We start from the raw sequence: 24,858 nt of genomic DNA, 5'->3' as shown, positions 1-24,858 counted from the left end.
GGAGGTTGGGATGGAGCTGCCCGTCGTGGTGATCGGGGCCGGGCCGCAGGGGCTTGCGGCCGCCGCGCATTTGCTGGAACGAGACATTGAACCTGTGGTGCTCGAGGCTGGTGCCACCCCGGCGGCGGCGGTCGCCGAGTGGGGGCACGTGCGCCTGTTCTCGCCCTGGTCAGAGCTCATCGACCCGGCCGCTGCTCGGCTGCTCGCCTCGTCAGCGTGGGTGGCCCCAGCGTCGGGCTACCCGACTGGAGCAGAGTGGACCAGCGCGTACCTCGCACCGCTCGCTGTGGCTCTGGGGGGCCGGGTGCGCTTGAACACTCGCGTCGTCGGTGTTGCGCGGAAGGGGCGAGATCTCACGATCGATTCAGGCCGTGCGGAGCAGCCCTTCGTCGTACTCACCCGAGATTCGTCGGGTGTGGAGATGCGAATCGAAGCGCAGGCGGTGATCGATGCCTCGGGTACCTGGACAACGTCGTCGCCAGTGGGAGCGAGCGGGTTGCCTGCGCTCGGTGAGCAGGAGGCGAGCGACGCCGGGGTGCTTGCTCACCGCATTCCTGACGCGAGGGAGGCCCGTGAGCTCGCGGGGCAGCATGTGGTGGTGATCGGCAACGGTCACTCGGCGGCGACTGCGATCGTGCAGCTCGCCAGCGTTGCACGCGAGTACCCCGGCACTCGCATTTCCTGGTTGTTGCGTCGAGGTGTGGTGGGGAATACCTTCGGTGGCGGTGAGGCTGATGAGCTTGCTGAGCGTGGAGCGCTCGGCTCTCGAGCGAAGGAGGCTGTCGAACAGGGTCTGGTTGCCCTCCTTACCGGATTCCGCACCGAAGCCATCGCCCTCACTAGCGATCGACGCGCGGTTGTCCGAGCTGAGGATGGGCGGGTGCTCGAGCCGGCTGACCGGCTGTTTGGGCTTACCGGGTTCCGGCCCGACTTGTCGTTCCTGTCTGAGATCCGCCTCGATCTGGATGTGCGATTGCAGGCTCCCGCGAAGCTCGCCGCTGAGGTGGATCCCAATGCTCATTCCTGCGGCAGTGTCCGGGCGACGGGTGCTGCGGAGCTGGCGCATCCTGAGCCGGGCTTTTTCATCGTGGGAGCGAAATCCTATGGACGAGCCCCGACATTCCTCGCGATGACCGGCTATGAGCAGTTGCGTTCGATCGTCGCGTCGCTCGCGGGCGACCACGAGGCCGCGGCCCGCATCGAGCTTGTGCTGCCCGAAACTGGGGTGTGCGGGGGTTCCGGGCTGTTCGATAGCGCTGACGCTGCGACCGGCGGATGCTGCGAACCGTCACCGCAGCCTCTCATGCTCGGGGCCGTTCCTGACCCTTGCAACTGAGTTGGTGCGGCAGGGCGTGGGGGCCGGTTTCGGTCGCCTCGCCCGGAGGCTTCGCATCAATCGATGAGATCGGCGAGCAGCGCCTCGATCCGGGCCTTGATGCTGTCGCGGATCAGGCGCACCGCTGCGATGCCCTGCCCAGCGGGGTCATCGAGCTTCCAGTCCTCGTAGCGCTTGCCCGGGAAGAACGGACAGGCATCCCCGCAACCCATGGTGATCACCACATCTGACGCCTCCACCGCTTCAGAGGTGAGTACCTTCGGCTGTTCGCCTGCGATGTCGATACCGACTTCGCGCATGGCCTCTTTGGCGATGGGGTTGATGTGCTCGGCCGGCATTGATCCGGCCGACCGCACCTCGACTCTGTCGCCGGCGAGGTGGCGGAGCCAGCCCGCGGCCATCTGAGAACGGCCGGCGTTGTGCACGCAGACGAACAGCACTGACGGTTTCTGCTCGGTCATGCTTCGTTCCGTTCTCGCGTCTGGTGCAGGCTTCGCCTCGCGGCTGGTCTATTGCCACATCTCTATATTGATGTTCGTCGATATGAATGGGCAAGTGGATTCATGAAACTTCACCGAGTGTTCACCGTAGAGCCGGGTCGGCAGCTACGCGGCGTCGCGGTCGAAGCCCATCGTGTAGGCGTGGGCCGCGAGCTGTGCGATGGGACCGCGGGCGGTCGCGCCGATAGTCGCTGTGAGCGCTCGGTGCCCGCGCGGGTGCCGTGCGCGCCCGATGCTGGTGTTGAGCTCCGCGAGCCGTGCAGCTGTGCGCGCAGAGACGAGTCGCCGCCGCTCCCAGCGGTCGAGCGCGCCTTCGCTCTGACTCTCGCCTGCACCGCGCCGCAGCCACGAGGCGAGCGCCGGGGCGAGCGTCACCGCGTCGAGTAGGCCGAGGTTCATGCCCTGTCCACCGATCGGGCTCACTTCGTGGGCGGCGTCACCGATCACGAAGAGCGCGCCGCTGCGCATCCGGGGCAGCAAGACGCGGCGGATCGCGAAGCCCGTTGCGGTCTCGATGCCTGCGGCGAGGTCCTGCTCGCCGCTGCGCTCGGCGACTGCGAGGCGCAGCCGCTCGGCTCGGGCGGCGGCGTCACGTTCGGGATCTGTCGCGTCGCGCGATCCGGAACCGCTCTGCCAGCCCGACCCTGAACCCGGGCTGCTGAGCGGCCCATCCCAGGCGACGAGGCGCCTGCCCCCGTTGGAGAGGGGGAAGGACTCGACCACACCTGCCCCGTCGAGGGTGATGATCGCGAGGTCCCCGGGCTGCCCCGGCGCATGGCGCAGATCGGTCATGAGGTAGCTGTCGCTGTAGGCACGGCCGCGCGGCCGCGCTGCGGGGAGGAGCCGGCTGCGCGATCCGGCCCCCGCGGCCAGCACCACCGCCCGGGCGCGCACCTCCACCTCGGCACCGCCGACGCGCACCAGGAGGATCGCGCCCGGTCCGTCGGGCGCGAGCTGCTGCACCTCGGCATCCCGAATCGGTGCCGGCGCTCCGAAGGCGAGCGCAGCTTCCGTCACCGCCTGCGGCACGGCGGCCACGAACGGAAAGCGTCGCCGTTTCGAGTCGAAGCGCACCTCCCCGAGCACGCGGCCCTCGCGTGTGCGGGCGAGGCCGCGTAGAATGCGTGCCGCCTCTGCGAGCATGCGCTCGGTGGCACCCGAGGCTTCGAGCGCCGCAAGCGTGGGCGGGTGCACGCCGATGGCGCGGCTACCGGGTGCTGCCCCCTGACGCCGCTCGTACACGGTCACATCGACGCCGAGTCGTCGCAGCTCGGCTGCGACGCATAGCCCGGCGGGGCCGGCACCGACAACCGCCACCTCGTGCTGCTGCGCGCTCACCTTCGGCTCCCAGCCCGATGCGTGGCGAGCACGCGAAACGCGGCGGGCTGCTCGGCACGCCAGCCGTCGGGCAGGCGCGCCGCAAGCTCGTCGCGGGTGTAGCTGCGCCTGATGCTACGCAGCCCGTCGACGCGCAGGAAGGTGCCGGGAGCCACCGCCGCCGAAGCCACTGAAAATGCTGCGTAGGCGCGCGGGTCTCGGGCGATGTCGGAGTGCACGCACAGCCGCGTTGCGAGTGATTCCGAGTCGGCGAGTACGCCGGTGAGCTGTGCGCTGTCGAGGTGATGCAGCAGGTGGTTCGATATGACTAGCTCGAAGCGTTCGTCCGCTGCGGCGAGCGCGCGGCTGTCGCTCTGGCGGAAGCGCACGCCCTCGCTGTCTGCGCCTCGGGCCTGCGCCACGTCGACCGCGCGCGGATCAGGATCGATGCCGAACCCCTCCACGGTGAAGCCGTCGCGTCGCGCGAGCCGCAGCAGACGCCGTAGCACGTCGCCGCCGCCGCAGCCGATGTCGAGTATGCGCGCGGGGCCCGGGGCCGCGGCGAGCGCGGGGCGCAGATGAGTGCGGTAGACCAGGCCCCAGCGGGAGACAGCGCGGTTGACGATCCAGAACCGCCGGAGTGTGCGCCGCAGCGTCGCGGGATCGCAAGCCGGGTCGTCCATCAGCTCGGCAAGCTGCTCCTCACGATGCTGCAGGGTCATACAAGCTCCCGCTGCGCTTCGGATATCGCTGCTGGGGGCACCTGCTCAGAGCGCACAGCCTGCTTACCCTGCTCAGCAGGCCCTGATCTAGAGGCGGTTCCTGCCGTGCCCGTATGCAGCGTCAGCTTCGCGGTCTCCACTGTCAAACCGGGCCCGAAGCAAAGGCCCGCGATGCGCGCTCCGTCGGGAATGGAGTCGTCGGCGAGCATGCGCTGCAGAATGAACAGGATCGTGGCGCTCGACATGTTGCCGAAGTCGCGCAGCACCGCGCGGGAGTGCGCCAGCGACTCCTCGGGGAGCCCCACGCCGCTCTGCACGCGGTCGAGCACGCTGCGCCCGCCGGGGTGCACGGCCCAGACATCCACTTCGCGCAGCGGGTCGCCGCCTCCGAGCATCGCCTCGACCACTCCGGCGATCTCGCGGCCGATGATGCGCGGCACCTCCGAGGTGAGCCGCATCTCGAAGCCGGTGTCGCCGATCGTCCAGTCCATGTCCTGCTCGCCCTCGGCGGTGATCGCCGTCGAGAACGCGCCAGCGTCGAGCCAGGGTCGGCCCGGCCGCGGATCCGCCGCCGTCACCACAGCGGCACCGGCACCGTCACCGAACACGGCCGAGGCGACGATCTGCTCCGGGTCGCGCGAAGAGCGAATGTGCAGCGAGCAGAGCTCCGTGCACACCACGAGCACCATCGCACCGGGGCTCGCCTCTGCGATGGCCTGCGCGGTGCGCAGGGCTGGGAACGCTGCGGCGCAGCCCATGAAGCCGATGTGGGTGCGTTGGGCGGTCACGGGGATGCCGAGCTGCTTTACAAGCAGGTAGTCGGGGCCGGGCGCGAAGAAGCCGGTGCACGACGCGGTGACCACGTGGGTGATCTCGGCGGCGTCGACCCCCGCCCTGTCGAGCGCGTCGCGTGCGGCCGCGGCTGACAGCGGCGGCGCTTCCCTGCGGTAAACGGCGTTGCGCTCGCCCGTGCTGGGAACGCTCAGCAGTTCGCCGTCGGCGGAGAAGAGCGTGCCGCCCGAGCCGATCTGACCGATCACCGAGTAGCGATGCTCGATGGCCGACTGGTCGAAGGCTGCGCCGATGAGGCGGGCGGTGAGGCGGTCAACGCCAGGCTGCGCCGCGAAGAAGTCGCGCGCCCGCCACTGGTCGAGCCTGGCCGTGGGGACGGCGGTGCCGATGGAGAGGATCTTGGTGGACATAGCCCCATGCAAGCCCATGCGTGCGCTGTGCGGGAGGGGTTGACAGGGACGGTCGGTGCGCGCTGCGGAACGCGGTCGTGCCTGGCGGATCGGGGCTGGGATCGGAAGCAGGGGCGGATCCGCACCCGCATACAGCTCTCTATTCGGGGGCGCGATAGCGCGGCGCTTGCGTCGGCGCAAGCCCCTGTGGTGGACCGTACGGGCGTTTTTACAATCGGCGGGAAGCCGCTCTGCGACGTGATGGGGCGGCAGCCACTAGCGAAGGAGAAACCGATGTCTCAGCGAAGCCTCGAAACCCCGACCGATCTGCTGCGCTTCCAGCTGCGCACTGCACTGACGATGGAGGAGGACTCGTTGGCGGCGCTGGGGGAGTTGGCTGAGGCGGCCCAGTCGAAGGACATCAAGAAGCTCTTCCGCCACCACTCCGACGAGACGCGGGAGCAGATTGAGAACTTGCGAAAGGTGTTCGGTCTGCTCGAGTTTCCTGAGTCGACGGCGGGTTCGCCCGCGACAAAGGGCATCTCGAGTCAGGCGGAGAGCCTGATCGCCCGATCCGATAGCGCACTCCTCGACAGGGTGACCCTGTCCTGCGCGCTCGGCAACGAGCACTACGAGATCTCGGTGTACCAGTCGCTCATCACGGCGACGCAGGCCGAGGGTGCAGCCGACGCGGCGAAGTTGCTTGCCGAGAACCTCGACCAGGAGACGCACACCAGCGAGGAACTGCTGACCAGGCTGCGCGAACTCGCCTGATCCGGCCCTGATGTGCGCGGGCGGTGTCACCGCCTGCGCACATCAGGGTGCCGTGGGTGGAGGGGTGAGGAAAGGGGGAGGACATGGCGGGTGGTGGATCGCGCCGTCTGGCGATCACGCGCGAGGTCGTCGAGGGCGAGGTCGTCTACCGTGTGAACGGGCGCCGGATCACGAAGCGCGTCGAGCTGGAACGCCTCGACGCGCTCGCCATACCGCCGGCGTGGACGCAGGTGGAGATCGCCCGTTCTCCGCGTGCAAAGGTGCAGGCGCGGGGCCTCGACGCTGCAGGGCGCACGCAAACCATCTACCACCCGGCCTTCAGACGGCGGCAGGATCGGCGCAAATTCGCGCGGCTCGAACGCTTCGGGCGAGCGCTGCCCGGCTTGCGCGCCGCCGTCGACCGCGATCTCCGCCGTCGCCGCCTCAGCCGTGACCGGGTGACCGCCTGCGCGGTGCGACTCATCGATCAGCAGCTGTTCAGGGTGGGAAGCCCCCGTTACGCCGCGCAGCACCGCAGCTACGGCGTCACCACGCTGCGCGCGAGGCACCTGCGCGCGTCTGCGACCGGGGTCGAGTACGACTTCGTCGGCAAGAGCGGGCAGCGGCAGCGCGGGCGGGTGCGAGACGCGCGCGTGGCGCGACTCGTCGCCCGGCTCGAAGAATTGCCTGGGCCGGAGGTGTTTCGCTTCTTCGATGAGGATGGGGTGGTGCGGCGGCTGCGCAGCCGCCACGTCAACGCCTATGTGAAGCGCCACATGGGGGAGGAGTTCACGGCCAAAGACTTCCGCACCTGGGGTGGCACGGTGGTCGTCGCTGCGGCGCTGCTGGCCCTCACAGACGAGCAGCTCGCCTCGGAGAAGGCCCGCACCGCTGCTCTGCGGGCAGGAGTGCGGGAGGCCGCCGCACGGCTCGGCAACACTCCCGCCGTCACTCGATCCTCTTACGTCGATCCACGGGTGATGGACGCTGCCGAGCGCCCGGAGACGATCGCGCGGGCGCGTCGCTCGCGCGCGCGGATGCGGCCGCGCCCCTTTCTCGACGACGACGAGCAGGGCGCGCTGGCGCTGCTCGCCGCATCTTCGACGCGCCAGGGGTCACAGCGCTGATCGACTGCTCTCCTGGCACATCCGAGGTAACAGTTTCAGCTGCTGGCACGGCCGTGTTCAGGTGCCGGCGCTGCCGTGGCCGGGCCCGCGGGCACAGCACCGCCCTCGTCGGCCCAATCGGATCCGACCTGATCATCGAGCGCTGGGTCGCTCAGCACATCGGCGTCGACATCGGGCTCGACGGCTGCGGGCACGGTGGGCACTGGGCCCGTGAGTTCCTTCGACGGCTCGGATGCGTTGATGGTCATGCTCGGCTCCTCTCGGCCGCTGGGCCCGGGCCTCGGGTAGACACGGTCGCGGTCATGCATCGACCGTAGCCGTGATGCGGTGAGACCTTCGAGGGCTTGCGATCCCACTGCGGATCGGCTAGCGCGCGTATACCCATTGCTGTTTGCCCTGTCAAGGCCTGTGTGAGTTCGCTTCCGGCGGCCACCATATGACTGGGAGTGCTGAGCGCTGCGCAGGCGGCGCATCAGACCCTGCACCTGCCTGAGGAGGTTGGACCGTGCAAACTGAGACCCTGCGATTGCTTTCCGTGCTGCCGCTTGCGGAACTCGTGGAGCTGGCCGGCGATCCCATGCTGGCGAGGGAGGACGCGACCGGTGCCGAAATGTCCCTTCGCCTGCCGGTGATGTCGGACCCCGCCGAGGATGACCCGGCCGCGCTCGGGCGCGCTGGGTGACGGCTGCCGGCTACTGGCAGGGCAGTCACGAGTAGTTGCCCGAGGAGCAGCGCACGGCGCTGCGGAGTGCGGTTCGCTGGCAGATCTTCACGATTGTGTACACCGCGTGCACGATTACCATCATTGCGTTCGTGATGGGTGATTCGCGGGCCATGCAGACGGCATGGATCGAGGACATGCTGTCACTGCTGCCGCAACTCTCGTTCCTGGCCGCGCTGCCGTTCGTGCGTCGGTGTCCCAGCCGCGAACACCCCTATGGCTGGCACCGTGCGATGGGGGTCGGACATTTGCTCGCGGGCGCGGCGTTGCTGGGTGTCGGCCTGAATCTCGCACTCGACGCGGCGGGCGACCTCATTGCGGGGGTAGTGACGGGGACCGTGTCGAGATCGGTGATGTCGAAGTGTTCGGTCACATGATCTGGCAGGGGTGGATCATGGTCGGCGTCATGGCGGTGATCGTGATCGGCCCGATCTGGTTGTATGGGCCGGCGAAGGCGCGGATCGCCCCGGTGCTCCACAGCAAGCTTCTGTTCGCTGACGCTGATATGGCGAAGGCGGATTGGCAGACCACGGTGGCCTCCATCGTGGGTGTGCTCGGTATCGGGGCGGGGATCTGGTGGCTCGACGGTGCGGCGGCAATCTTTATCGCGGTCGGTATCGTACGCGACGGCGTGAGCAACTGCTCGGCTGCGGTGCAGGATCTGATGGATCGGCGTGCCCGCAGCTACGATGGCACTCGTCCGCACCCATTCGGCGACATGATCCTCGCCTATCTGCGGCGGCAGCATTGGGTTGCCGAATCTGGAATCCGGCTGCGGGATCAGGGGCAGGTCTTCCATGTCGAGGTCTTTGTGCGCCCCGTCGCGCGAACGGTGAGCCTGGATCAGCTCGCGGAGATCAGCGAGGGCGTGGCGGAGCTCGACTGGAAGATCCAGGATGTGGTTGTGGTGCCGTCCGACCCGATTCCCGATTTCGCTGACCGTCTCGATGACTCGGAGCCTCATCCCTGAGCTGCGGGGTGTGCCAACTGGCGGTCCGTGCGCAGCTCTGAGCGCACTTGTCAATGGCCTCCCGGGGCTGGGGAAGTTCGCCTACAGTCGCCGATATGACTGACCGTTGGCACACGACCTCGCTGTGGCGGCTCACCGGTCCCCGTATCGAGTCAGACGCATTCTCTTCCGATTCTTGCGATGCCGTGGTTGTCGGAGCCGGCCTCACTGGTTTGGCGACGGCAGTCTTGCTGGCGCGGGCGGGACAGCGTGTGACCGTGCTTGAGGCGCGCCGCACCGGGGCGGTGACCACCGGTGGCACCACCGGCAAGCTCAGTCTCCTACAGGGCACCGTGTTCTCGGAACTGCGCTCGCACGCCGGAGACTCGGCACTGCAGGCATACGCTGAGGCGAACCGCGAGGGCCAGGCATGGTTGCTGAGGCAGCTCGCGAGCTGGGGCATTGAACCGGAGCGGCGCTCCGCGTACACCTATGCCGATGAGCCGTCCCAGCTCGATGTGCTGGAGCGCGAGCTGGACGCCGCTAACGCTGCTGGAGTTCCCGCGATCAGAACCAGCGAAATCGGACTGCCCTTCGAAACTGCGGGTGCGCTCGTGCTCGATGACCAGGCTCAACTGCACCCGATGGTCGTGCTGGCTGAACTCGCCGCAGAACTTCGCGAGCGCGGAGGGCGATTGGTGGAGCGGTGCCGCGTGACCGACGTGGAGCGGCACGGTCTCGGCGTGCGGGTGAGCTGCTCGCTCGGCGAGGTCGAGGCGGACGCCTGCGTGATTGCGAGCGGGGTGCCGATCCTCGATCGCGGGCTGTTCTTCGCAAAGCTGGAGCCGTCGCGGTCGTTCGTCGGGGCCTACCGTCCCGATGCGAGCGTGCCGCTGCCGCGCGGAATGTACGTCTCGGTGGGCTCCCCGGATCGCTCGCTGCGCACCGCCGCCGGACGGGACGGCAAAGACCTGCTGTTGGTCGGAGGCGGTGCGCATGTCACCGGTCGTGCCATGCGCACCGATGATGAGGTGCGAGCGATCGATGCATGGACGGCGCAGCGTTTCGGCAGCCGGGGCCGTGAGTGTTGGTGGGGGGCGCAGGATTACCGCCGCCACTCCCGGGTTCCGTTCGCCGGCCCGCTGCCCCGGGGTGGCGGGCGCATCTTCGCAGCAACCGGCTACAACAAATGGGGCATGACGAACGCGGTCGCCGCGGCGCTCACGATTGCCGCCGATGTGCTCGGCGGGCATCTGGAGTGGGCGTTGGAGCTGCGACGGAACGCTCTGCGACTGCCCGAAGTGCAGGACGCGATCGGTGTCAATGCGGCGGTCGCGGGTCGCCTCGTCTCGGGTTGGACCGCGGCCGAGCTGCGGTCGATTGACGACGTCGGCCCTCCTGCGGAAGGCGAGGGCGTGGTTGCACGCGACGGTGCCTCTCCTGTGGGGATGGCGAAGATCGATGGTGAGATCTGCAGCGTGTCGGGGGTGTGCACCCACCTTGGCGGCGTACTGAATTGGAACGTCGCGGAGCGGTCGTGGGACTGCCCGCTGCACGGGTCTCGGTTCAGTGCCGATGGACGACTGCTCGAGGGGCCCGCGGTGCGGGATCTCGACCGCCTGGACGACGCGCAGCCCGAACTCTGAGCAGCCCCACTTCGCTACTCGGACTCGACCGCGGATACGCCGTGCGGAGCGCCCACTGGCTTCGACTCGGAGGAGCCGCGCTGGCGGAGGAAGATGGAGAACGCCACCATGCACCCCACCGCCAGCAGCTCGGACTGCCAGTTCTGGAGCGTGCGGTTCCAGAAGTCGGCACTCAGCAGGTACTCGCCGAACGACACCGGGGGTAATCCGTGCTGCTGCTGTTCGGAGCTGTACACCACCGCCCCTGCCAGACCCTGCAGCGTCCATGACGCAAGGAAAATCGCACCCATGGTGAGCGCGAGCGAGTTGCTGTAGATCCACCGCCGCCAGCCGTGCACGCGCGCCCACTTCGGTGAGTCGGGCCTGGCGTGCTCGCCGACGAGCTGGTCCTTGTCGCTGCCGAGGCCCTCATCGCTCACTTTCTTCGACTCGGGGGAGCCACGCTGCACAAGCCACACGGTCGCCATGATGAACAGCAAGAACTGCAGAAACTCCGACTGCCAGTTCTCGGCAACGTCGACCACGAAGTCGGAGGAGGTCACGAAGGCGAGCCAGCTGCTCGGTTGCCCGCCATGCGATAGCTGCTCTTCGTTGTAGACGGAAAGCCCTGCGAACGACTGGGCGGCAAGCGTGACAATGAACGCTGTCGCGAAGCAGAGCGAGAGAGCATGGTCTCTGATGCGCATGTCAGCGCCCCGCCATCACAACCGCGAACATCGCGAGCAGCCCGAGTAGCACCAACCCCATCCATACCCAGAACATGGTCTTCATGCTGGTGATCGTAGAACCGCATCGATGGGTGCCGGTAGACCCTTGCGAAGCGCTCTCCGGGTGTGCGAACGTTCGCCGTGCCTCAGCGTAGCTGTTGACCGCGCGACTGTCGAGGGGTGGTGAGCGTGTTCACGGCAGCATAGCGTCGAGGCGAAGCGATGATCGTCGAAGGAACGCGTGCGTTCGCCGATGGAGAGGATGTGAGTGCAATGCCGAAATCGAAGACCCCGCAGTTGAAAGATCCCGAACTCTACGATCGCCTGCGCAAAGAGGGAAATTCCGAGGAGAAGGCGGCGCGGATCTCGAACGCCGCCGCGAGGGATGGCCGCTCGCAGGTAGGGCGGCGCGGCGGTCAAGCAGAGGACTACGAAGATCGCACGGTGAGTGAGCTGAAGCAGCGAGCGAAGGAGCTGGGCATCACCGGCTACTCGAAGCTGCGCAAGGCTGAGCTCATCGACACGATCCGCAGGCACTGAGACAGCGCCCCGGCGGTGGCATACTGTCACCGTGTCCGATACCCGATCCGCCGCTGCCCGCCGCGGGAGCGCGCATGTCGCCGCGTAGCGATCCGCACCCCTATCTGGCTGCGACGGCGGGGAGCGAGGCGTCGCGTCCGCCGCGGGTGCTCGCCCACCGCGGGCTTGTTGCAGCCGACGCGGCGTCTGCCGGAGTCGCGGAGAATACGCGCGCAGCGTTCGCCGCTGCTGAGGCGGCGGGCGCTCTGTACCTCGAGTCTGACTGTCGGGTGACGGCCGACGGTGAGGTGGTGCTCTTTCACGACGCCGAGCTGCGCCGGGTAACCGGTGATCCGCGGCGGGTCGCTGAGCTCTCGCTGCGCGAACTCTCTAACATCATGGCGGGCCGGGGTGGCTTGCTGACGCTGGGTGAGGCGCTCGATGAGTTTCCCCAGGCTCGCTTCAATATCGATGTGAAGAGCGCCAAGGCGGCGGATCCTGCCGGTCGCATCGTGGCGCCTCACGCGCATCGGGTGCTGCTCACGAGCTTCTCCGACGACTACCGCCTGCGCGCGCTGCGTTCGGCTGAGGCTGCTGGCGGGCTGCCTGCCACATCGCCCGGTCAGCGGGGGATCGCCATGCTGCTCGCGGCGGTCGTGTCGCGCTCGCGCAGGCTTGAGGCCCGCGCGCTTGCAGGCCTCGACGCGCTGCAGATCCCTGAGCGGCAGGGCCCGCTCAGAGTGCTGAGTGCGCGTCTGCTCGATGCTGCGCATCGCGAGGGTATGGAGGTGCACGTGTGGACCGTCAACGATCCGCAGCGCATGGTGAGTCTTGCGGATCGCGGCGTCGACGGTGTGGTCACCGATCGGGCCGATCTCGCACTCGCGACGCTCAGCTGAGCTGCGACCGGCCAGCACTTGTGCGTCACACTGCTGACACGAGCAGCCGGCGCGTTTAGGCTGAGGGTATGGCAGCCGACGATGGCCGCGGCGAGACCGCGAATGAGCGTGCCGACCGCAACTGGAGCGAAATTCTGCAGGAGGTGCGCGTCACGCAGACCTGCACGCAGATTCTCGGCGGCTTCCTGCTCGCGGTGGCATTCCAGCCCCGGTTCACCGAGCTCGACGGGGTGCAGCGCGGGCTCTATTTGGTGCTGGTGTCGCTTGCCGGGGCGTCGACGTTGCTGGGGCTGTCGCTCGTGATGGTGCACCGCCGCTTCTTCGGCAAGCACCAGAAGGCTCGCATTGTGCGGCTCGGCAGCAGGCTGCTAATGGCGAACCTCATGGTTGTTGCGGTGCTCATCGCCGGGGTGACGGGCCTCATCTTCGATTTCGCCTGGAATCGGACTGCCGGTGCAGTGGCTCTGGGAGCGGCGCTGCTCATGAGTGTGGTGCTCTGGGTGTGCGTGCCGCTCGCCGGCACCGCAAAGGCGCCGGCGAGCGAGCGAGGTGATTAGGCGGTCACCTCTGCGGCTGCTGCCGATCCGCGCCCGATTACAGCGCGTCGCAGTGCCACGAAGAACACGATCATGCCGGCGGTGATGAAGATGTGGCCGAGCCCCGCGATGCCCGCGATCATTGCGCTGGATTCCTGCCCGAGCACAGTGAGGCTGCCGTGCCAGATCAGCATTGCGGAGGTGAGGATCACGCCGGCGTTGTACAGCCAGAAGAACCAGGCGAACAGCTTCGGGCTGCGCGAAATCACGAAGACCTTTTCGATCACGAGCACGATCAGCAGCACGATGAAGCCGAGGGTGAGCAGGTGCGTGTGCGCGAGGCCGAGCTGGGTGAACTTGCCTTCGGGGAAGTCGTTGAGCTTGGTGAACTCGCGGTAGAACAGGCCGGAGGCGACGCCTACGAGCATGTAGATGAACGCGGCGTTGAGGAGTTTCTTCACGGGGTTTCCTTTCAGAGGGTGGATCAGATGAGGCCGGTTTCCCTGGCGACGTGAATCGCGCGGGAGCGGCTGTCGACATCGAGCTTGGTGAGGATGTGCCCGATGTGGCTTTTCACCGTGGCTTCGGTGACGAAGAGGGTGCGGGCAATTTCTTTGTTGGCGGCGCCCGTCGACATGAGCTGCAGCACTTCGATCTCGCGTTCGGTGAGCTTGGGGAGCGGGCTGCGCATGCCCTTGAGCACGCGGGCTGCGAGTTCTGGGGCGAGCACCACATCGTCTCGGGCGGCCCGCTTGATGCCCTCGATGATCTCGTCAGGGGCGACATCTTTGAGGAGGTACCCTGCTGCGCCGGCTTCGATGGCACCGAGGATTTCGGCGTCGCGGTCAAAGGTGGTGAGGATCAGCACTGCCGGTGCGGGGTCGAGGGCGCGCAGCGCCGCGGTGGTGTGGATGCCATCGATGCCCTCACCCAGGCGAAGGTCGCAGAGCACCACATCGGGGCGCAGGTGGCTGGCGAGTGCGATGGCTTCCTCCCCGGTGGCGGCTTCGCCGACAACCTGCACCTCACTGGTGTCGAGCACGGCGCGCAGCCCGCTGCGCACGACGGGGTGGTCGTCGACGAGGAGCACGGTGGTGGTCATGGGGTCTCCGTTGCGGTCGGGGCGGTCGGGTCTGTCGAGTCTGTTTGGTCTGTATGCTGCGGCTGTTGCAGGGCGGGGCGGATCGGGAGGTGCACCGAAATCGCGGCGCCGTCCCCCGGGCTGCTCTCGATGTCGAGGCCGCCGCCGAGTTCGCGCAGCCGCCCGCGCATGAAGCGGAGTCCGTAGCTGGTGGCAGCGGGTCCGGGATCAGTCTCCTGCTCCCACGCTGCGGCGTCGAATCCACGCCCGTCGTCGATGAGGTCGAGTCGCACGCTGTAGCCGTCGTCGATGAGGCTCATCACGACCCGACTCGCTTCGGCGTGCAGGCGCACGTTGGCGAGGGCCGATTGTGCGGTGCGCAGCAGCGCCACTTCGACCTCGGTGGGGAGTGTGGGAAGGGTGGCGTCGACGCGCAGTTCCACGGTCAGGCCGGTTTCGTCGTGCAGGCGGTCGAGCATGCGCTGCAGTGCGGTGGCGAGGGCGCCGTTTTCGAGTTCGGTAGGAACGAGCGCGGCGATGATGCGGCGCACATCGGCGAGGCTGTCGCCGGCGAGGGCTTCGATCTGTGCGAGGGTGCGGATCGCATCGCTGTCGTGGCTGCGGTCTGCGCCGGCGTGGGCGAGCAGGCGGATCGAGGAGAGCGCCTGAGCAATAGTGTCGTGGATGTCGCGGGAGAGGCGGGTGCGTTCGGCGACGGCACCTGACTGGCGTTGGGCGAGGGCGAGTTCGTCTTGTAGATCTGCGGTTTCGCGCTGCGCCAGGGTGAGGGAGTGCACGAGGCGTTCGCGTTCTTCAGCATCGTGCAGCAGTTGGAGGTAGCCGCGAGAGATGCCGAAGGCGAACACTCCGCCGATGAGCGGGCCGAAGATGTTGGCGTAGCTAGTGGTGCCGTGATGCAGAATCGGCGCGACGATCACCACAGCCAGCACGAGCGCCGAGAAGAGCAGCCCCCATGGCAGAGGCAACAGGTGCCCGGCGAGCAGCCACAGGAGGAATGCGATCCACACGAACTCGGCAGAGACCGCCGTGGCGGCGACCCAGATCAGGGCGAGCCCGAGCAGCCACCACGCCACGATCACGCGGCCGCGTGATGGCAGCAGCGTGCCTGCGGTGTGCCAGGCGAGGATCGCGAGCCCTGAGATGATCGCGGCCGCGGCGTCGGTGCCGTCGCCGATGGCGCGGATCACGCCGATGAGGGTGAGCACTGCTGCGATGAGGTGCTGGCCGACCTCCATTGCGCGCACCACCGGGCGGGGCGCGGCGGTGGTGGCGGCGGCGTCAGTGCGCGTCAGCGGCGCGTTCACGAGGTTCATGCGCCAATTCTCCTCTCCCAGTTGCAAGATGTCCCGGCCACCAGATGCGATCTCCAAGCAGAGCGAAGAGCGCCGGCACGATGACGGTGCGCACTACCAGAGTGTCGACGATCACGCCCACGCCCACGATGAGCCCGAGCTGGCCGAGCGTGACGAGCGGCAGCACCCCCAGCGCGGCGAACACGCCTGCGAGCACGATGCCGGCGCTGGTGATGACACCGCCGGTGCTGGCCACCGCTTCGACGATGCCGTTCTTCGTGCCGAGGCGGGCGGCTTCGGTGCGTGCACGATGCACGAGGAAGATCGTGTAGTCGATGCCGAGGGCGACGAGGAAGAGGAACGCGAGCAGCGGCACCTGCAGGTCGAGTGCCTGCTGTTCGAAGAGCACCCGACTCAGCCAGGCCCCCGCCCCGATGGCGGCAACAGCGCTGGTAAGGTTCACGAGCAGCAGCACCACTGGGGCGACCAATGAGCGGAGCAGCAGCATGAGCACCACCAAGCTGACGGCGAGCACGAGCGGGGCGATAAGCCACAGATCGTGCGTGTTGCCGCTGCGGGCGTCGAGGTCGGTTGCGACGGCACCGCCCACGACGGCGTCGGCTCCTGGCACGTCGTGCACGGCGTCGCGCACTTCGGTGATCTGGGTGAGGCTGCGGTCGGTGCTCGGAGCGTAGTCGCTGGTCACCATGATCTTCGTGAGGCCCTGGTCCGCGTTCGTGCCGACGGGGTGGGCGCGCACCACGCCCTCCACCTCGGCTGCGGCAGCGACGACCTGATCGGCCGCGGCGCTGTTCGCGACGATGAAGATCGGCGCGGCCTCGCCCGGCGGGAAGTGCTCGGAGAGCACTTCGAGCCCTGCGGCCGACTCCGACGGCACCCTGAACTTCTCCACCTGATCGAGGCCGACCGAGGTGCCGATGAGGCCCGACGCCATCACGGCGAGCAACGCGAGGCCGGCGAGCAGGCTTGCGACGGGGCGGCGCACCACACCAGAGGCGAGCTTGCGCCAGCCGCGGCCTTGGCGGGGCGCTGCGCCTGGGCGGGGCACGAAAGGCCAGAACACGCGACGCCCGCACACCGCGAGCAGCGGCGGCAGCAGCAACAGCACCGCGGCGAGGGCGATGAGCAGCCCGATGGCTGACGAGATGCCAAGTCCATGCGTGCCAGGGATAACGGCGAGCACGAGGGTGAGCAGCGCGAGCACGACGGTGACGTTCGACGCCACGATGGCGGGCGCGGTTTTTTGCCAGGCGGTGCTGAGCGCCTGGCGGTGATCCGCAGTGTGCAGCAGCTCCTCCCGATAACGGGAGATGAGCAGCAGAGCGTAGTTGGTGCCTGCGCCGAACACGAGCACGCTGATGATCCCGGCGTCGAACTGCAGGTTCCAGGCCGCGCCGGCCGCGGCTGTGAGGCGGCCGGCGAGGCCGTCGGCGAGGGCGACCGCGACGAGCGGCACCAGCCACAGCACGGGGGAGCGGTAGGTGATGATGAGCAGGATCGCCACGATCAGAATCGTGACGAGCAGCAGCGTGAAGTCTGCGCCGGCGAATGATGCTGCGATATCTGCGCCGAACGCCGGGCCCCCGGTGACCTGAAGCGTGAGGCCTTCCGGTGCGGCGTCGGCGACGGCGTCGCGCAGCGTCTCGACAGTAGCGGCGGTGTCGCTGTTCGTCTCGCCCACGGTGATCGGGGTCACGAGCAGGGCGGCCTTGCCGTCTTCGCTGACGAGCGGGCCTGTCGCGTCGACGGCGGCGTGGGTGTCCAGCACCGGCAGCAGTTCCGAGAGCTCGTCGATTTGGGAGGTGCTGAGTTTCGCGCCGTCGTCACGGGAAGCCACGACGAGCACCGATTGGCGATCCGCGTTCGGGAATGCTGCCATCAGCTCGCTTGCGCGGCTCGATTCTGAGCCTGCCGGTGCCTGGTCGTTGCGCGCCGGTGCGGTGGCCGAGCCGAAGGCGCCGAAGAGCGCGAACATGATGGCGACGGCGAGACCGAGTGAGATCCATGCGCCGCGGCGGGAGGTGAGACTGTCGGCGAAGTGCCGATGAGCGCGAGAAACTGCCATGCTCCAAGCTCACCAGTCGGCGCTTCGCCGAGCATCGCGAAGAGGGAGGAATCGCATCTCATCCTTTTGGATGATGCGCCTGCCGTGGCCAGAGGTGCACTAGGGCGTGTCTCGCAAATCCTCGCCTACTGCGCGCGCCTGTTCGGGGCACCTCGCTGCGTTGTCGTCGTCGGATTTACAACCAGCAAACCGTCCTCCTCCGCCTTGCGAGGCACCCCGCCTAGGCGCTGCTCGCAACGGCAACGATTTGCGAGACACACCCTAGCCTGCGCGAGCAGCGACCGAGCGTTGCGGTGCTCGTGCTCAGGCGGTGGCGTCGCTTGATTCTGGCGGGGGGCAGCTGAGGTGGGTGGGCTTGCCCGGGCCGCCGCGGTTGATGCGGTGCGCGTGCATGGATCGGGTGCAGATGGGGCACTTCGGATCGGCCGGGGCCACGTAGGGCGGTTCGTTGGGATCGCCGAGCTGCGCGGGGCCCTCGAACTGGTAGATGAAGCGTTGGATTGCCGCATAGACGCCGGGCACGCCGTCGTAGGGGGTCGGGTGCCAGAGGTGTCGCTTCCTGCGCTTTTGTTCGCCCACAAACGAAAGAGTATCAGATTCGTTCGTGCCCTAACGAGCTAGACTGGGGAGATGCAGCATCTTCCCGAGGACGCGCTCGAACTCGACCGCCAAGTCTGCTTCGCGCTCGCGGTCGCGAGCCGCAGTGTGATCGGCGTGTACCGGCCGATCCTGGAACCGCTCGGCCTCACCCACCCGCAATATCTTGTGATGCTGGCACTCTGGGGCGACGCCCCGCTGCGGTTCGGCGCGATCGCCGAAATGCTGCGGCTCGACCCCGCCACCCTGTCGCCCATCGTGAAGCGACTCGAGCACTCCGGGCTCATCGAGCGCGTGCCCGTCGAGGGCGACGAGCGCACCTTCGAGATCGTCCCCACCGAAGCGGGGCGGGCGCTGCGCGAGCGTGCGCTCGCGGTGCCTCCCGCCGTGGTCGAACGACTCGGGGTGCCCGTCGATCGTTTGCTCGCGCTCCGCGACGAGCTCACCACGATCATCGAGGCCGTCGACCGCTCCCGCTGACGGCACCCCGCGATCCGCACCCCCGCTGGGTGCGCCCTCGGCGCAGTGGCTGCCGCGGCAGCCGAGGCAGCGAGCCGACCCGCCGTATAGCGCACACGGCCGGTGCAAGGGAAGGGTCTGGTGTGCGCTGCTTCGCTGGATAGGCTGCATGCATGGCGGATCGGGCAGAGAACGCAGCACACGCAGAACGCGCACCGCACGCAGCGCAGGACCAGGAGAACGGCGCGGAGCAGCGGCGCGCGGGAGGTATCGCGGGCCTCGCGAAACGCGTGATCGCGTGGGCGCTACGGCTCAGGCTCGTGCGCGCCTACCTGCTCTACGCGGAGCACCGGGGTGCGATGCTCGCCGACAGCATCACCTACCGCGCGCTGTTCAGCGTGTTCGCCGCAGTGCTGCTCGGCTTCTCGCTCGCGGCGCTCTGGCTCGGTGGTAACCCCGACGCGATGCGCGCGCTCGTCGACGCGCTCGAGAGCTTCCTGCCCGGGCTCACGGAGGTCGTCGACCCCTCGAAGATCGAAGCCCCCGCCGGGTTCACGATCGTGGGCATCGTCTCGCTGCTCGGTCTCATCGGCGCGGCGATCGGTGCGATCACCAGTCTGCGCACCGCGCTGCGGGTGCTCGCCGACGAGGTGCACGAGGACGGGTTCTTCCTGTGGGTGGTGCTGCGCAACCTGCTGGTGGGCATCGTGTTCGGCGGTCTGCTGGTCGTGGCGGCGGTGCTGAGCGTCGCCGCCACGGTGGGGGTTGACGCGGTCACTTCCTGGCTGGGGGTGGCTGATAGCGAGGTGTCTGCGTGGCTGACGCGGGTGCTCGGCGTTGTGGTGGTGCTCGCAATCGATACCGTTGCGGTGGTGGTGGTGTTTCGGCTGCTTTCGGGGGTGCGCGCACCCGCGCGTGCGCTCTGGGTGGGGGGTCTCTTCGGCGGGGTCGGTCTCACGGTGCTGCAGGAGCTCTCGGGCCTCTTCGTGCGCGGGGCCGCGTCGAATCCGCTGCTCGCCTCCTTCGCGGTGCTCATCGCGCTGCTGCTCTGGTTCAACCTGTCGGCGCAGGTGATCCTCATCGCGAGCAGCTACATCATCACCGCGACCCACGAGTCGCACGACCGGGTGCGGGTGAAGTACGGTGCGAGCACGCTCGCGCAGCGCCGCCGACAGCGTGCGGAGGACGCGCTGCAGGTGGCGACCCGCGAGCTGCGGGAGGCGCGGGAGGCGGAGCGTGAGGAACGGGAGGCGCAGTCGGGGCGGGCGGATCAGCCTGCGGTGCCCGGCGCAACGCGTGATCCGCACCCCGCCGCTGATCGCGATCACGATAGCGATGCCGCGCCTGCCTCACCGCCGTCTCGCTGAGGTGCGCCCTGGTCGCCTGTGACGCGGGAAGGGGACCGGATCGCGGCGGAGGTTGGGCTCGTGCCTGCGGCCGCCGTTCCAGCGCTTGCGGCGGGGCGGGCGGCGATAGGCTGAGCGCGGAAGCGGAGCCTGAGCGGCTTCGCGCATAGGGCGTGCGCACCGTCGCACGCCACAACCACGCAACACGCGGGAGGAATCACACATGACTGAGCAGGCGGGCCAGGAGCCCGAACAGACAGCATTCGAGGCAGCGCTGCGCGCCACAGTGGCGGCGCAGTTCGGCCACACGATGGACGACCTGCAGCGCCTCGTGCGCATCCCCTCGGTGTCGTGGCCGGCCTTCGACCCGGCCCACGTCGCCGCCAGTGCCGAGGCCATCGCCGCACTGCTGCGCGACACCGGCGTGTTCGATGTCGTCGACATCCGCCGTGCCCCCGTCGAGGGCGGCGAGGGAGCCGACGGTTCCGCACCCGAACTCGGCCAGCCCGCCGTCGTCGCCAGGCGCGAAGCGCGTAACGGTCGCCCCACAGTGCTGCTGTACGCCCACCACGACGTGCAGCCTCCCGGGCGCGACGAGGACTGGAACACGCCGCCGTTCGAGCCGACCGAGCGCGACGGTCGCCTCTTCGGCCGCGGCGCCGCCGACGACAAGGCCGGCGTGATGGCCCACATCGGCGCGATCCGCGCGCTCGCCGCTGCGGCCGAGGCGGAGGGGCGCGAGCTCGATCTCGGCATCGCACTCTTCATCGAGGGTGAGGAGGAGTGGGCGTCGCAGTCGTTCGGTAACTTCCTGCGCGAAAACCGGGATCTGCTCGCCGCCGACGCGATCATTGTCGCCGACTCGAGCAACTGGGATACCGAAACCCCGGCTCTCACCGTCGCCCTGCGCGGTGCGGTCGCCTTCAACATGAGTGTGCGCACCCTCGACCACGCCCTGCACTCAGGCATGCACGGCGGCGCGGTGCCCGACGCGATGCTCGCCACGGTGCGTTTGCTCGACACGCTCTGGAATGCCGACGGTTCGGTGGCTGTCGAGGGGCTGATCAGCGCCGACATCGATGCTCCCGAGTATGACGAGGCGCGGCTGCGTGAGGAGTCCGGCCTGCTCGACGAGGTGAGCCCGATTGGCCACGGTTCGATCCTCAGCCGTGTCTGGGCGCAGCCCGCGATCACGATCACGGGCATCGACGCTCCCGATGTGGCGAACGCCTCCAACACGCTTATCCCGAGCGTGCGCGTGCGGGTGAGCGCGCGCATCGCGCCAGGGCAGGATCCTGAGGCGGCGTATGCGGCCATCACGAAGCATTTGGCGGATCGCGCTCCATTCGGTGCGCGGGTCGAGTTCGAGGGCGGCGATCTCGGTCAGGCGTTCCTTGTCGATACGAGTGGCTGGGCTGTTGCGGAGGTGCGCGGTGCGATGGCCGATGCCTGGGACCGCGAGCCCGTCGATATCGGCGTGGGCGGGTCGATTCCGTTCATTGCTGAGCTTGTTGAGGAGTTCCCGACGGCGCAGATTCTCGTCACCGGTGTGGAGGATCCCGACGGGCGAGCGCACAGCCCGAACGAGTCGCTGCACATCGAGTCGTTCCGCAAGTCGCTGCTCACGGAGGCGCTGTTCCTCGCGCGGCTCGACGCTCGCACCAGCTGAATCGCCCGTCGCGGTATCTGCACCAACGCCGACGCCCCTTCCGACTCAGCTCAGTCGGAAGGGGCGTCCTGCTGTGCGTGGCTGCGCGTTTCAGTGCCGGTGCTGAGTGGCCTGCGACTCGTTTCCTGCACGGTTCATGTCGGGGATGCGGCCCGACGCCGCAGCCTCGGCGCGCAGCAGATCTCGGATCTCGGTGAGCAGTTCCTGCTCGCTGGGCCCCGCCGGCGCCTCGGGCTCCTGCTGATCGGTCTGCTGCAGGCTCTTGAGCTTGTTCATCGGCAGCACGAATACGAAGTAGACCACTGCCGCGACGATGACGAAGTTGATGAGCGCGCCGATAAGGGCACCGAACGCGATTGTGCCACCGCCTGGCAGTGCCACCTGCATGGCATTGTCGAGCGAGTCTGCTTTGAACACCACGCCGATCACCGGGTTGATGAGCGAGTCGACCACGCGCCCCACAACCGAGTTGAACGCTGCGCCGATGACCACGGCGACGGCGAGATCGATCACGTTCCCGCGCAGCAGAAACTCCTTGAAACCCTTGAACACCTACGATTCCCCCGTTCTGGTGGTGTGTTGTGCTGTGACAGACCTGCGCTTAGGAGCAGGCCATCGCATCCTCGAACATGGCGGTGGCGAAATCGCTGAGCACCTGGCCGTAGTCGGGGTTGGTGATCGCGTTCGGGTCACCGGCGATGGCGACGAAGCGTGAGTATGCCTCGCGGTTCGGGCTGTCGATCGCCGAGAGCGCCACGTAGGGGGCAAGCTCGGCCTCGGACCAGGTGTCGCTGCTGGAGTCGGTGGGGGTTCCCAGTGCGGTATCGAGTGCCTTGCAGAACTCGGGGGAGCGGTCGCCCGAAGCGGCGTCTGACGAAGCACCGGGCTCGTCGAGCTCGCTGGTGCCGGGGATGGTCGACTCGATCTCCGACTGCAGCTCGTCAAGCTCGGTGCTGTAACGGTCGAGCTCGGAACCGAGGTTTGCGAACAGCACGCTCCAGGCGATGATGATGCCGGCACCGATGAGTACGCCTGCGCCGCCGAGGATGAGGCCGGTGAGTGCCAGGCCCTTGGGCTGACGCTTCTGCATCGCCAGAATGCCGAGGATGAGCGCGGCGATGCCGACCACGACGGTGATGACGCCGCCAACGAAGGGAATCCAGCCGAAGATCATCGCGCCGACCACTGCCACGATGCCGAGGATCAGTGCGGTGATCGCGAGACCCTTCGGCGCGCTGGGCGCGGGGGCGTAGGCGGGGTAGCCCGCGCCGGGCGCGGCGGGGCCGGTCGGTGCGCCGGGTGCGCCGGCGCCTGCAAACGCCTGCTGCGGAGGCACCGGCGCTGCTGGCGGGGTTGCGGGTGCTGTCGGTGCGGCGGCGACCTGCGGTGCCGGTGCGGCTGGTGCAGCTGGTGCAGCTGGTGCAGCTGGTGCAGGGGCGGCCGGTGCCTCTGCTGCGGGCTCGGGCAGCGCCGTGGTCGGCTGCTGATCTGCGGGCTGCTCGGCCGCTGTCGGCGCGGGCTGCTCGGGTGCTGCCGCTGCGGGCTGCTCTGGCGCTGCCGGCGGCGTTGCAGAAACCGGCGGAACCGGTGTCTCAGGTGTTGTGGGATTTCCAGGATCGTTTGTGTCAGACATTGCCCCTGCTGCTCCTTCATCATCTGCGGAGCCCCGGGCCGGTCACCGGGAGGCGCGCGGCCCGTGGATCCGCTTGTGCTCTGTTGTGCGCGAGCCGTCGATGACCCCCACCATCCTCATCCTACGTCGTCCATGCGACAGATGTTCTTCAGATCGCGGCAGCAGTCGCAGCGCGCGAGGGGAGTAGCGTGGGGGTATGGAGTTTATCGGCGCGATGCCCACGGTCGACCTCACCTACTCCGATGTCTTCCTAGTGCCGCGGCACTCGGGCGTCGGCAGCCGGCTCGGGGTCGATCTCACCCCCACCGACGGTACTCCGGCAACCTTGCCGCTCGTGGCCGCGAACATGAACTCGGTGACCGGCCCGCGCCTCGCTGCAGTGCTGGCGCGGCGCGGCGGTCTCGCGGTGCTGCCCCAAGACCTTGCGCTCGCCGACACCGCACGCGCGATCCGCTGGGTGAAAAGCCAGCCCGTCACCACCGACACCCCCCTGGTGCTGCCCCCGCATGCGACGGCCGCCGATGCCTTGCGGCTCATCCCGCGGGCTGAGGGGCAGGCCGTGGTGGTGGCGGATCGCCCCGACGAGCATGCGCCGGTGCCCGCCGCTGGGATCCGCGGCATTCTCTCCGCGGCGAGGCTCGCTTCGGTGCCCTCCGATGCGCAGCTGGGTGATCTGGTGATTGGTCGCGCGCCGCTGCTCTCAGCGGATGAGCTTGCGGATCCGCGCACCGCATTCGATGCGGTCACTGCGGCGACACGCGCCGATGATGAGCGGGCGGATCAGCCCGGCGTCGATCAGCATTCCGCCGAAGCTGTGTGCGTGGTCAGCGGGGGAGCCCTCATCGGCACCCTGTCGCGGCGCTCGGCGCTGCGCCGCTCGATCTACCGCCCCGCTCTCGACAGGGACGGGCGGCTCGCGGTGGCAGCGGCGGTGGGCATCAACGGCGACGTCGCGGCGAAGGCCCGCGAGCTTGCCGCGGCGGGGGCCGACGTGCTCGTGATCGATACCGCTCACGGGCATCAGGCGGGCATGATCCGCGCTATCCAAGCCGTTGCAGATCTCGGCCTCGGGCTTCCGATCGTGGCCGGCAACATTGTCACCGTAGACGGCGTGAACGACCTCGTTTCTGCTGGGGCCACGATTCTGAAGGTGGGCGTCGGACCCGGCGCGATGTGCACTACCCGCATGATGACAGCCGTGGGGCGCCCCCAGTTCTCTGCGGTGCTCGAAACCGCTCAGGCAGCTCGCGAACTCGGCGCGCACGTCTGGGCCGACGGCGGCGTGCGCTACCCGCGCGATGTCGCGCTCGCTCTTGCGGCTGGAGCGGCTTCGGTGATGATCGGTTCCTGGTTTGCCGGCACAGCCGAATCGCCGGGCGAGCTGCGTACCGACCCCGATGGCCGCCAGTACAAGGAATCGTGGGGCATGGCATCGACGAAGGCGGTGCAGGGGCGCTTCGGCGGCCTTGACGCCTACGAGCGCGCCCGCAAAGAGCTTTTCGCCGAGGGCATCTCCTCCTCGAAGATCTACCTCGACCCGCTGCGGCCCGGCGTCGAAGACCTCATCGACATGATCACCTCGGGGGTGCGTTCCTCGTTCACCTATGCCGGTGCCGACTCGCTGCGCGAGTTCCATGTGCGCGCCCGCGTGGGCCTGCAGTCGGCGGCGGGCTACGAAGAGGGCAAGGCGCTGCCGGTCTCCTGGTGAGGGGCAGATCTGCCGCACGTACGAGCCGCGCAGCCGCGCCGAATAGGATGGTG

General features: G+C 68.3%; 27 protein-coding genes. 14 read left to right on the top strand and 13 right to left on the bottom strand.

Going from position 1 to position 24,858, the window contains the following annotated elements; all coding sequences use genetic code 11:
- Positions 1-10: 10 nt before the first annotated feature.
- Complete coding sequence (locus WFI54_RS05045; protein ID WP_336651705.1) at positions 11-1,336, top strand: NAD(P)-binding domain-containing protein; 1,326 nt, start codon at positions 11-13, stop codon at positions 1,334-1,336.
- Between the two features lie 56 nt (positions 1,337-1,392).
- On the opposite strand, the gene WFI54_RS05040 is transcribed toward WFI54_RS05045, so the two are convergent.
- The 4 genes from WFI54_RS05040 to WFI54_RS05025 form a co-directional block, all read right to left on the bottom strand.
- Positions 1,393-1,797, bottom strand: a complete 405-nt coding sequence (locus tag WFI54_RS05040; RefSeq protein ID WP_336651704.1) for an arsenate reductase ArsC — start codon at positions 1,795-1,797, stop codon at positions 1,393-1,395.
- A gap of 144 nt (positions 1,798-1,941) precedes the next feature.
- Positions 1,942-3,174 (bottom strand): FAD-dependent oxidoreductase, encoded by a 1,233-nt coding sequence (locus tag WFI54_RS05035; RefSeq protein ID WP_336651703.1) that lies wholly within the window; start codon positions 3,172-3,174, stop codon positions 1,942-1,944.
- Complete coding sequence (locus tag WFI54_RS05030) at positions 3,171-3,875, bottom strand: methyltransferase domain-containing protein (protein WP_336651702.1); 705 nt, start codon at positions 3,873-3,875, stop codon at positions 3,171-3,173. Before WFI54_RS05030 ends, WFI54_RS05035 begins: the two co-directional genes overlap by 4 nt.
- Positions 3,872-5,077, bottom strand: coding sequence for a type III polyketide synthase (locus WFI54_RS05025; RefSeq protein ID WP_336651701.1), 1,206 nt, complete (start codon positions 5,075-5,077; stop codon positions 3,872-3,874). The genes WFI54_RS05030 and WFI54_RS05025 overlap by 4 nt, the downstream gene beginning before the upstream one ends.
- Positions 5,078-5,350: 273 nt before the next feature.
- Between WFI54_RS05025 and WFI54_RS05020 the strand changes: the two genes are divergently transcribed.
- Both WFI54_RS05020 and WFI54_RS05015 read left to right on the top strand, forming a co-directional pair.
- A complete protein-coding gene (locus tag WFI54_RS05020; protein WP_336651700.1) occupies positions 5,351-5,830 on the top strand; it encodes a YciE/YciF ferroxidase family protein in 480 nt (159 codons plus the stop codon).
- An 83-nt stretch (positions 5,831-5,913) separates the two neighbouring features.
- On the top strand, positions 5,914-6,936 hold the full coding sequence (locus WFI54_RS05015; RefSeq protein ID WP_336651699.1) for a DNA topoisomerase IB: 1,023 nt from the start codon (positions 5,914-5,916) through the stop codon (positions 6,934-6,936).
- Positions 6,937-6,971: 35 nt separating this feature from the next.
- Here the strand turns inward: WFI54_RS05015 and WFI54_RS05010 are convergent, their stop codons facing one another.
- Positions 6,972-7,184, bottom strand: a complete 213-nt coding sequence (locus tag WFI54_RS05010) for a hypothetical protein (RefSeq protein WP_336651698.1) — start codon at positions 7,182-7,184, stop codon at positions 6,972-6,974.
- Positions 7,185-7,441: 257 nt separating this feature from the next.
- Between WFI54_RS05010 and WFI54_RS05005 the strand changes: the two genes are divergently transcribed.
- From WFI54_RS05005 to WFI54_RS04990, 4 genes are all read left to right on the top strand, one after another.
- The gene (locus WFI54_RS05005; RefSeq protein ID WP_336651697.1) at positions 7,442-7,618 is read left to right on the top strand and encodes a hypothetical protein; all 177 of its coding nucleotides are present in this window, start codon (positions 7,442-7,444) and stop codon (positions 7,616-7,618) included.
- Positions 7,619-7,653: 35 nt separating this feature from the next.
- A complete protein-coding gene (locus WFI54_RS05000; RefSeq protein ID WP_336651696.1) occupies positions 7,654-8,034 on the top strand; it encodes a cation transporter in 381 nt (126 codons plus the stop codon).
- Positions 8,031-8,627: a hypothetical protein gene (locus WFI54_RS04995; protein ID WP_336651695.1), complete on the top strand. Its 597-nt coding sequence runs from the start codon at positions 8,031-8,033 to the stop codon at positions 8,625-8,627. The genes WFI54_RS05000 and WFI54_RS04995 overlap by 4 nt, the downstream gene beginning before the upstream one ends.
- A gap of 95 nt (positions 8,628-8,722) precedes the next feature.
- Positions 8,723-10,252 carry an FAD-dependent oxidoreductase gene (locus WFI54_RS04990; RefSeq protein WP_336651694.1) on the top strand — a complete coding sequence of 510 codons (1,530 nt, stop codon included), beginning with the start codon at positions 8,723-8,725 and terminating at the stop codon, positions 10,250-10,252.
- Positions 10,253-10,266: 14 nt separating this feature from the next.
- Here WFI54_RS04990 and WFI54_RS04985 read toward each other — a convergent pair whose 3' ends face one another.
- A complete protein-coding gene (locus tag WFI54_RS04985; RefSeq protein ID WP_336651693.1) occupies positions 10,267-10,938 on the bottom strand; it encodes a DUF6766 family protein in 672 nt (223 codons plus the stop codon).
- Positions 10,939-11,232: 294 nt separating this feature from the next.
- Between WFI54_RS04985 and WFI54_RS04980 the strand changes: the two genes are divergently transcribed.
- The 3 genes from WFI54_RS04980 (at position 11,233) to WFI54_RS04970 (ending at position 12,934) form a co-directional block, all read left to right on the top strand.
- Positions 11,233-11,499 carry a DUF7218 family protein gene (locus WFI54_RS04980; protein WP_336651692.1) on the top strand — a complete coding sequence of 89 codons (267 nt, stop codon included), beginning with the start codon at positions 11,233-11,235 and terminating at the stop codon, positions 11,497-11,499.
- A 74-nt stretch (positions 11,500-11,573) separates the two neighbouring features.
- Entirely contained in the window at positions 11,574-12,377 is an 804-nt protein-coding gene (locus tag WFI54_RS04975; protein ID WP_336651691.1) for a glycerophosphodiester phosphodiesterase family protein, read from the top strand.
- Between the two features lie 68 nt (positions 12,378-12,445).
- Complete coding sequence (locus WFI54_RS04970; RefSeq protein ID WP_336651690.1) at positions 12,446-12,934, top strand: DUF6328 family protein; 489 nt, start codon at positions 12,446-12,448, stop codon at positions 12,932-12,934.
- On the opposite strand, the gene WFI54_RS04965 is transcribed toward WFI54_RS04970, so the two are convergent.
- The 5 genes from WFI54_RS04965 to WFI54_RS04945 all read right to left on the bottom strand — a co-directional run bounded on the left by WFI54_RS04965 (position 12,931) and on the right by WFI54_RS04945 (position 17,972).
- The gene (locus tag WFI54_RS04965) at positions 12,931-13,374 is read right to left on the bottom strand and encodes a DUF2871 domain-containing protein (RefSeq protein ID WP_336651689.1); all 444 of its coding nucleotides are present in this window, start codon (positions 13,372-13,374) and stop codon (positions 12,931-12,933) included. The genes WFI54_RS04970 and WFI54_RS04965 overlap by 4 nt on opposite strands.
- A gap of 23 nt (positions 13,375-13,397) precedes the next feature.
- Positions 13,398-14,015 carry a response regulator transcription factor gene (locus WFI54_RS04960; RefSeq protein ID WP_336651688.1) on the bottom strand — a complete coding sequence of 206 codons (618 nt, stop codon included), beginning with the start codon at positions 14,013-14,015 and terminating at the stop codon, positions 13,398-13,400.
- A complete protein-coding gene (locus tag WFI54_RS04955; RefSeq protein WP_336651687.1) occupies positions 14,012-15,328 on the bottom strand; it encodes a sensor histidine kinase in 1,317 nt (438 codons plus the stop codon). The genes WFI54_RS04960 and WFI54_RS04955 overlap by 4 nt, the downstream gene beginning before the upstream one ends.
- Positions 15,294-17,393: an MMPL family transporter gene (locus tag WFI54_RS04950; RefSeq protein ID WP_336651686.1), complete on the bottom strand. Its 2,100-nt coding sequence runs from the start codon at positions 17,391-17,393 to the stop codon at positions 15,294-15,296. Before WFI54_RS04950 ends, WFI54_RS04955 begins: the two co-directional genes overlap by 35 nt.
- Before the next feature lie 303 nt (positions 17,394-17,696).
- Complete coding sequence (locus tag WFI54_RS04945; protein WP_336651685.1) at positions 17,697-17,972, bottom strand: hypothetical protein; 276 nt, start codon at positions 17,970-17,972, stop codon at positions 17,697-17,699.
- Between the two features lie 51 nt (positions 17,973-18,023).
- Here WFI54_RS04945 and WFI54_RS04940 point away from each other — a divergent pair, with 51 nt between their 5' ends.
- The 3 genes from WFI54_RS04940 to WFI54_RS04930 all read left to right on the top strand — a co-directional run bounded on the left by WFI54_RS04940 (position 18,024) and on the right by WFI54_RS04930 (position 21,464).
- Positions 18,024-18,470: a MarR family winged helix-turn-helix transcriptional regulator gene (locus WFI54_RS04940; protein WP_336651684.1), complete on the top strand. Its 447-nt coding sequence runs from the start codon at positions 18,024-18,026 to the stop codon at positions 18,468-18,470.
- Positions 18,471-18,622: 152 nt separating this feature from the next.
- Positions 18,623-19,816, top strand: a complete 1,194-nt coding sequence (locus WFI54_RS04935; protein WP_336651683.1) for a YihY/virulence factor BrkB family protein — start codon at positions 18,623-18,625, stop codon at positions 19,814-19,816.
- A gap of 202 nt (positions 19,817-20,018) precedes the next feature.
- Positions 20,019-21,464, top strand: coding sequence for a dipeptidase (locus WFI54_RS04930; RefSeq protein WP_336651682.1), 1,446 nt, complete (start codon positions 20,019-20,021; stop codon positions 21,462-21,464).
- A 90-nt stretch (positions 21,465-21,554) separates the two neighbouring features.
- Here WFI54_RS04930 and mscL read toward each other — a convergent pair whose 3' ends face one another.
- Positions 21,555-22,016 carry a large conductance mechanosensitive channel protein MscL gene (gene mscL, locus WFI54_RS04925; RefSeq protein WP_336651681.1) on the bottom strand — a complete coding sequence of 154 codons (462 nt, stop codon included), beginning with the start codon at positions 22,014-22,016 and terminating at the stop codon, positions 21,555-21,557.
- Positions 22,017-22,065: 49 nt separating this feature from the next.
- Positions 22,066-23,097: a DUF4190 domain-containing protein gene (locus WFI54_RS04920; protein WP_336651680.1), complete on the bottom strand. Its 1,032-nt coding sequence runs from the start codon at positions 23,095-23,097 to the stop codon at positions 22,066-22,068.
- 196 nt (positions 23,098-23,293) lie between these two features.
- On the opposite strand from WFI54_RS04920, the gene WFI54_RS04915 reads away from it, so the two are divergent.
- Positions 23,294-24,805, top strand: coding sequence for a GuaB1 family IMP dehydrogenase-related protein (locus WFI54_RS04915; RefSeq protein ID WP_336651679.1), 1,512 nt, complete (start codon positions 23,294-23,296; stop codon positions 24,803-24,805).
- Positions 24,806-24,858: the final 53 nt, after the last annotated feature.

It is taken from the genome of Leucobacter sp. MMO-125 (genome assembly GCF_037148395.1).
Taxonomy (GTDB): Bacteria; Actinomycetota; Actinomycetes; order Actinomycetales; family Microbacteriaceae; genus Leucobacter.
The sequence above is the reverse complement of the archived record's forward strand: the minus strand, read 5'-3'. Positions and strand labels throughout refer to the sequence as shown.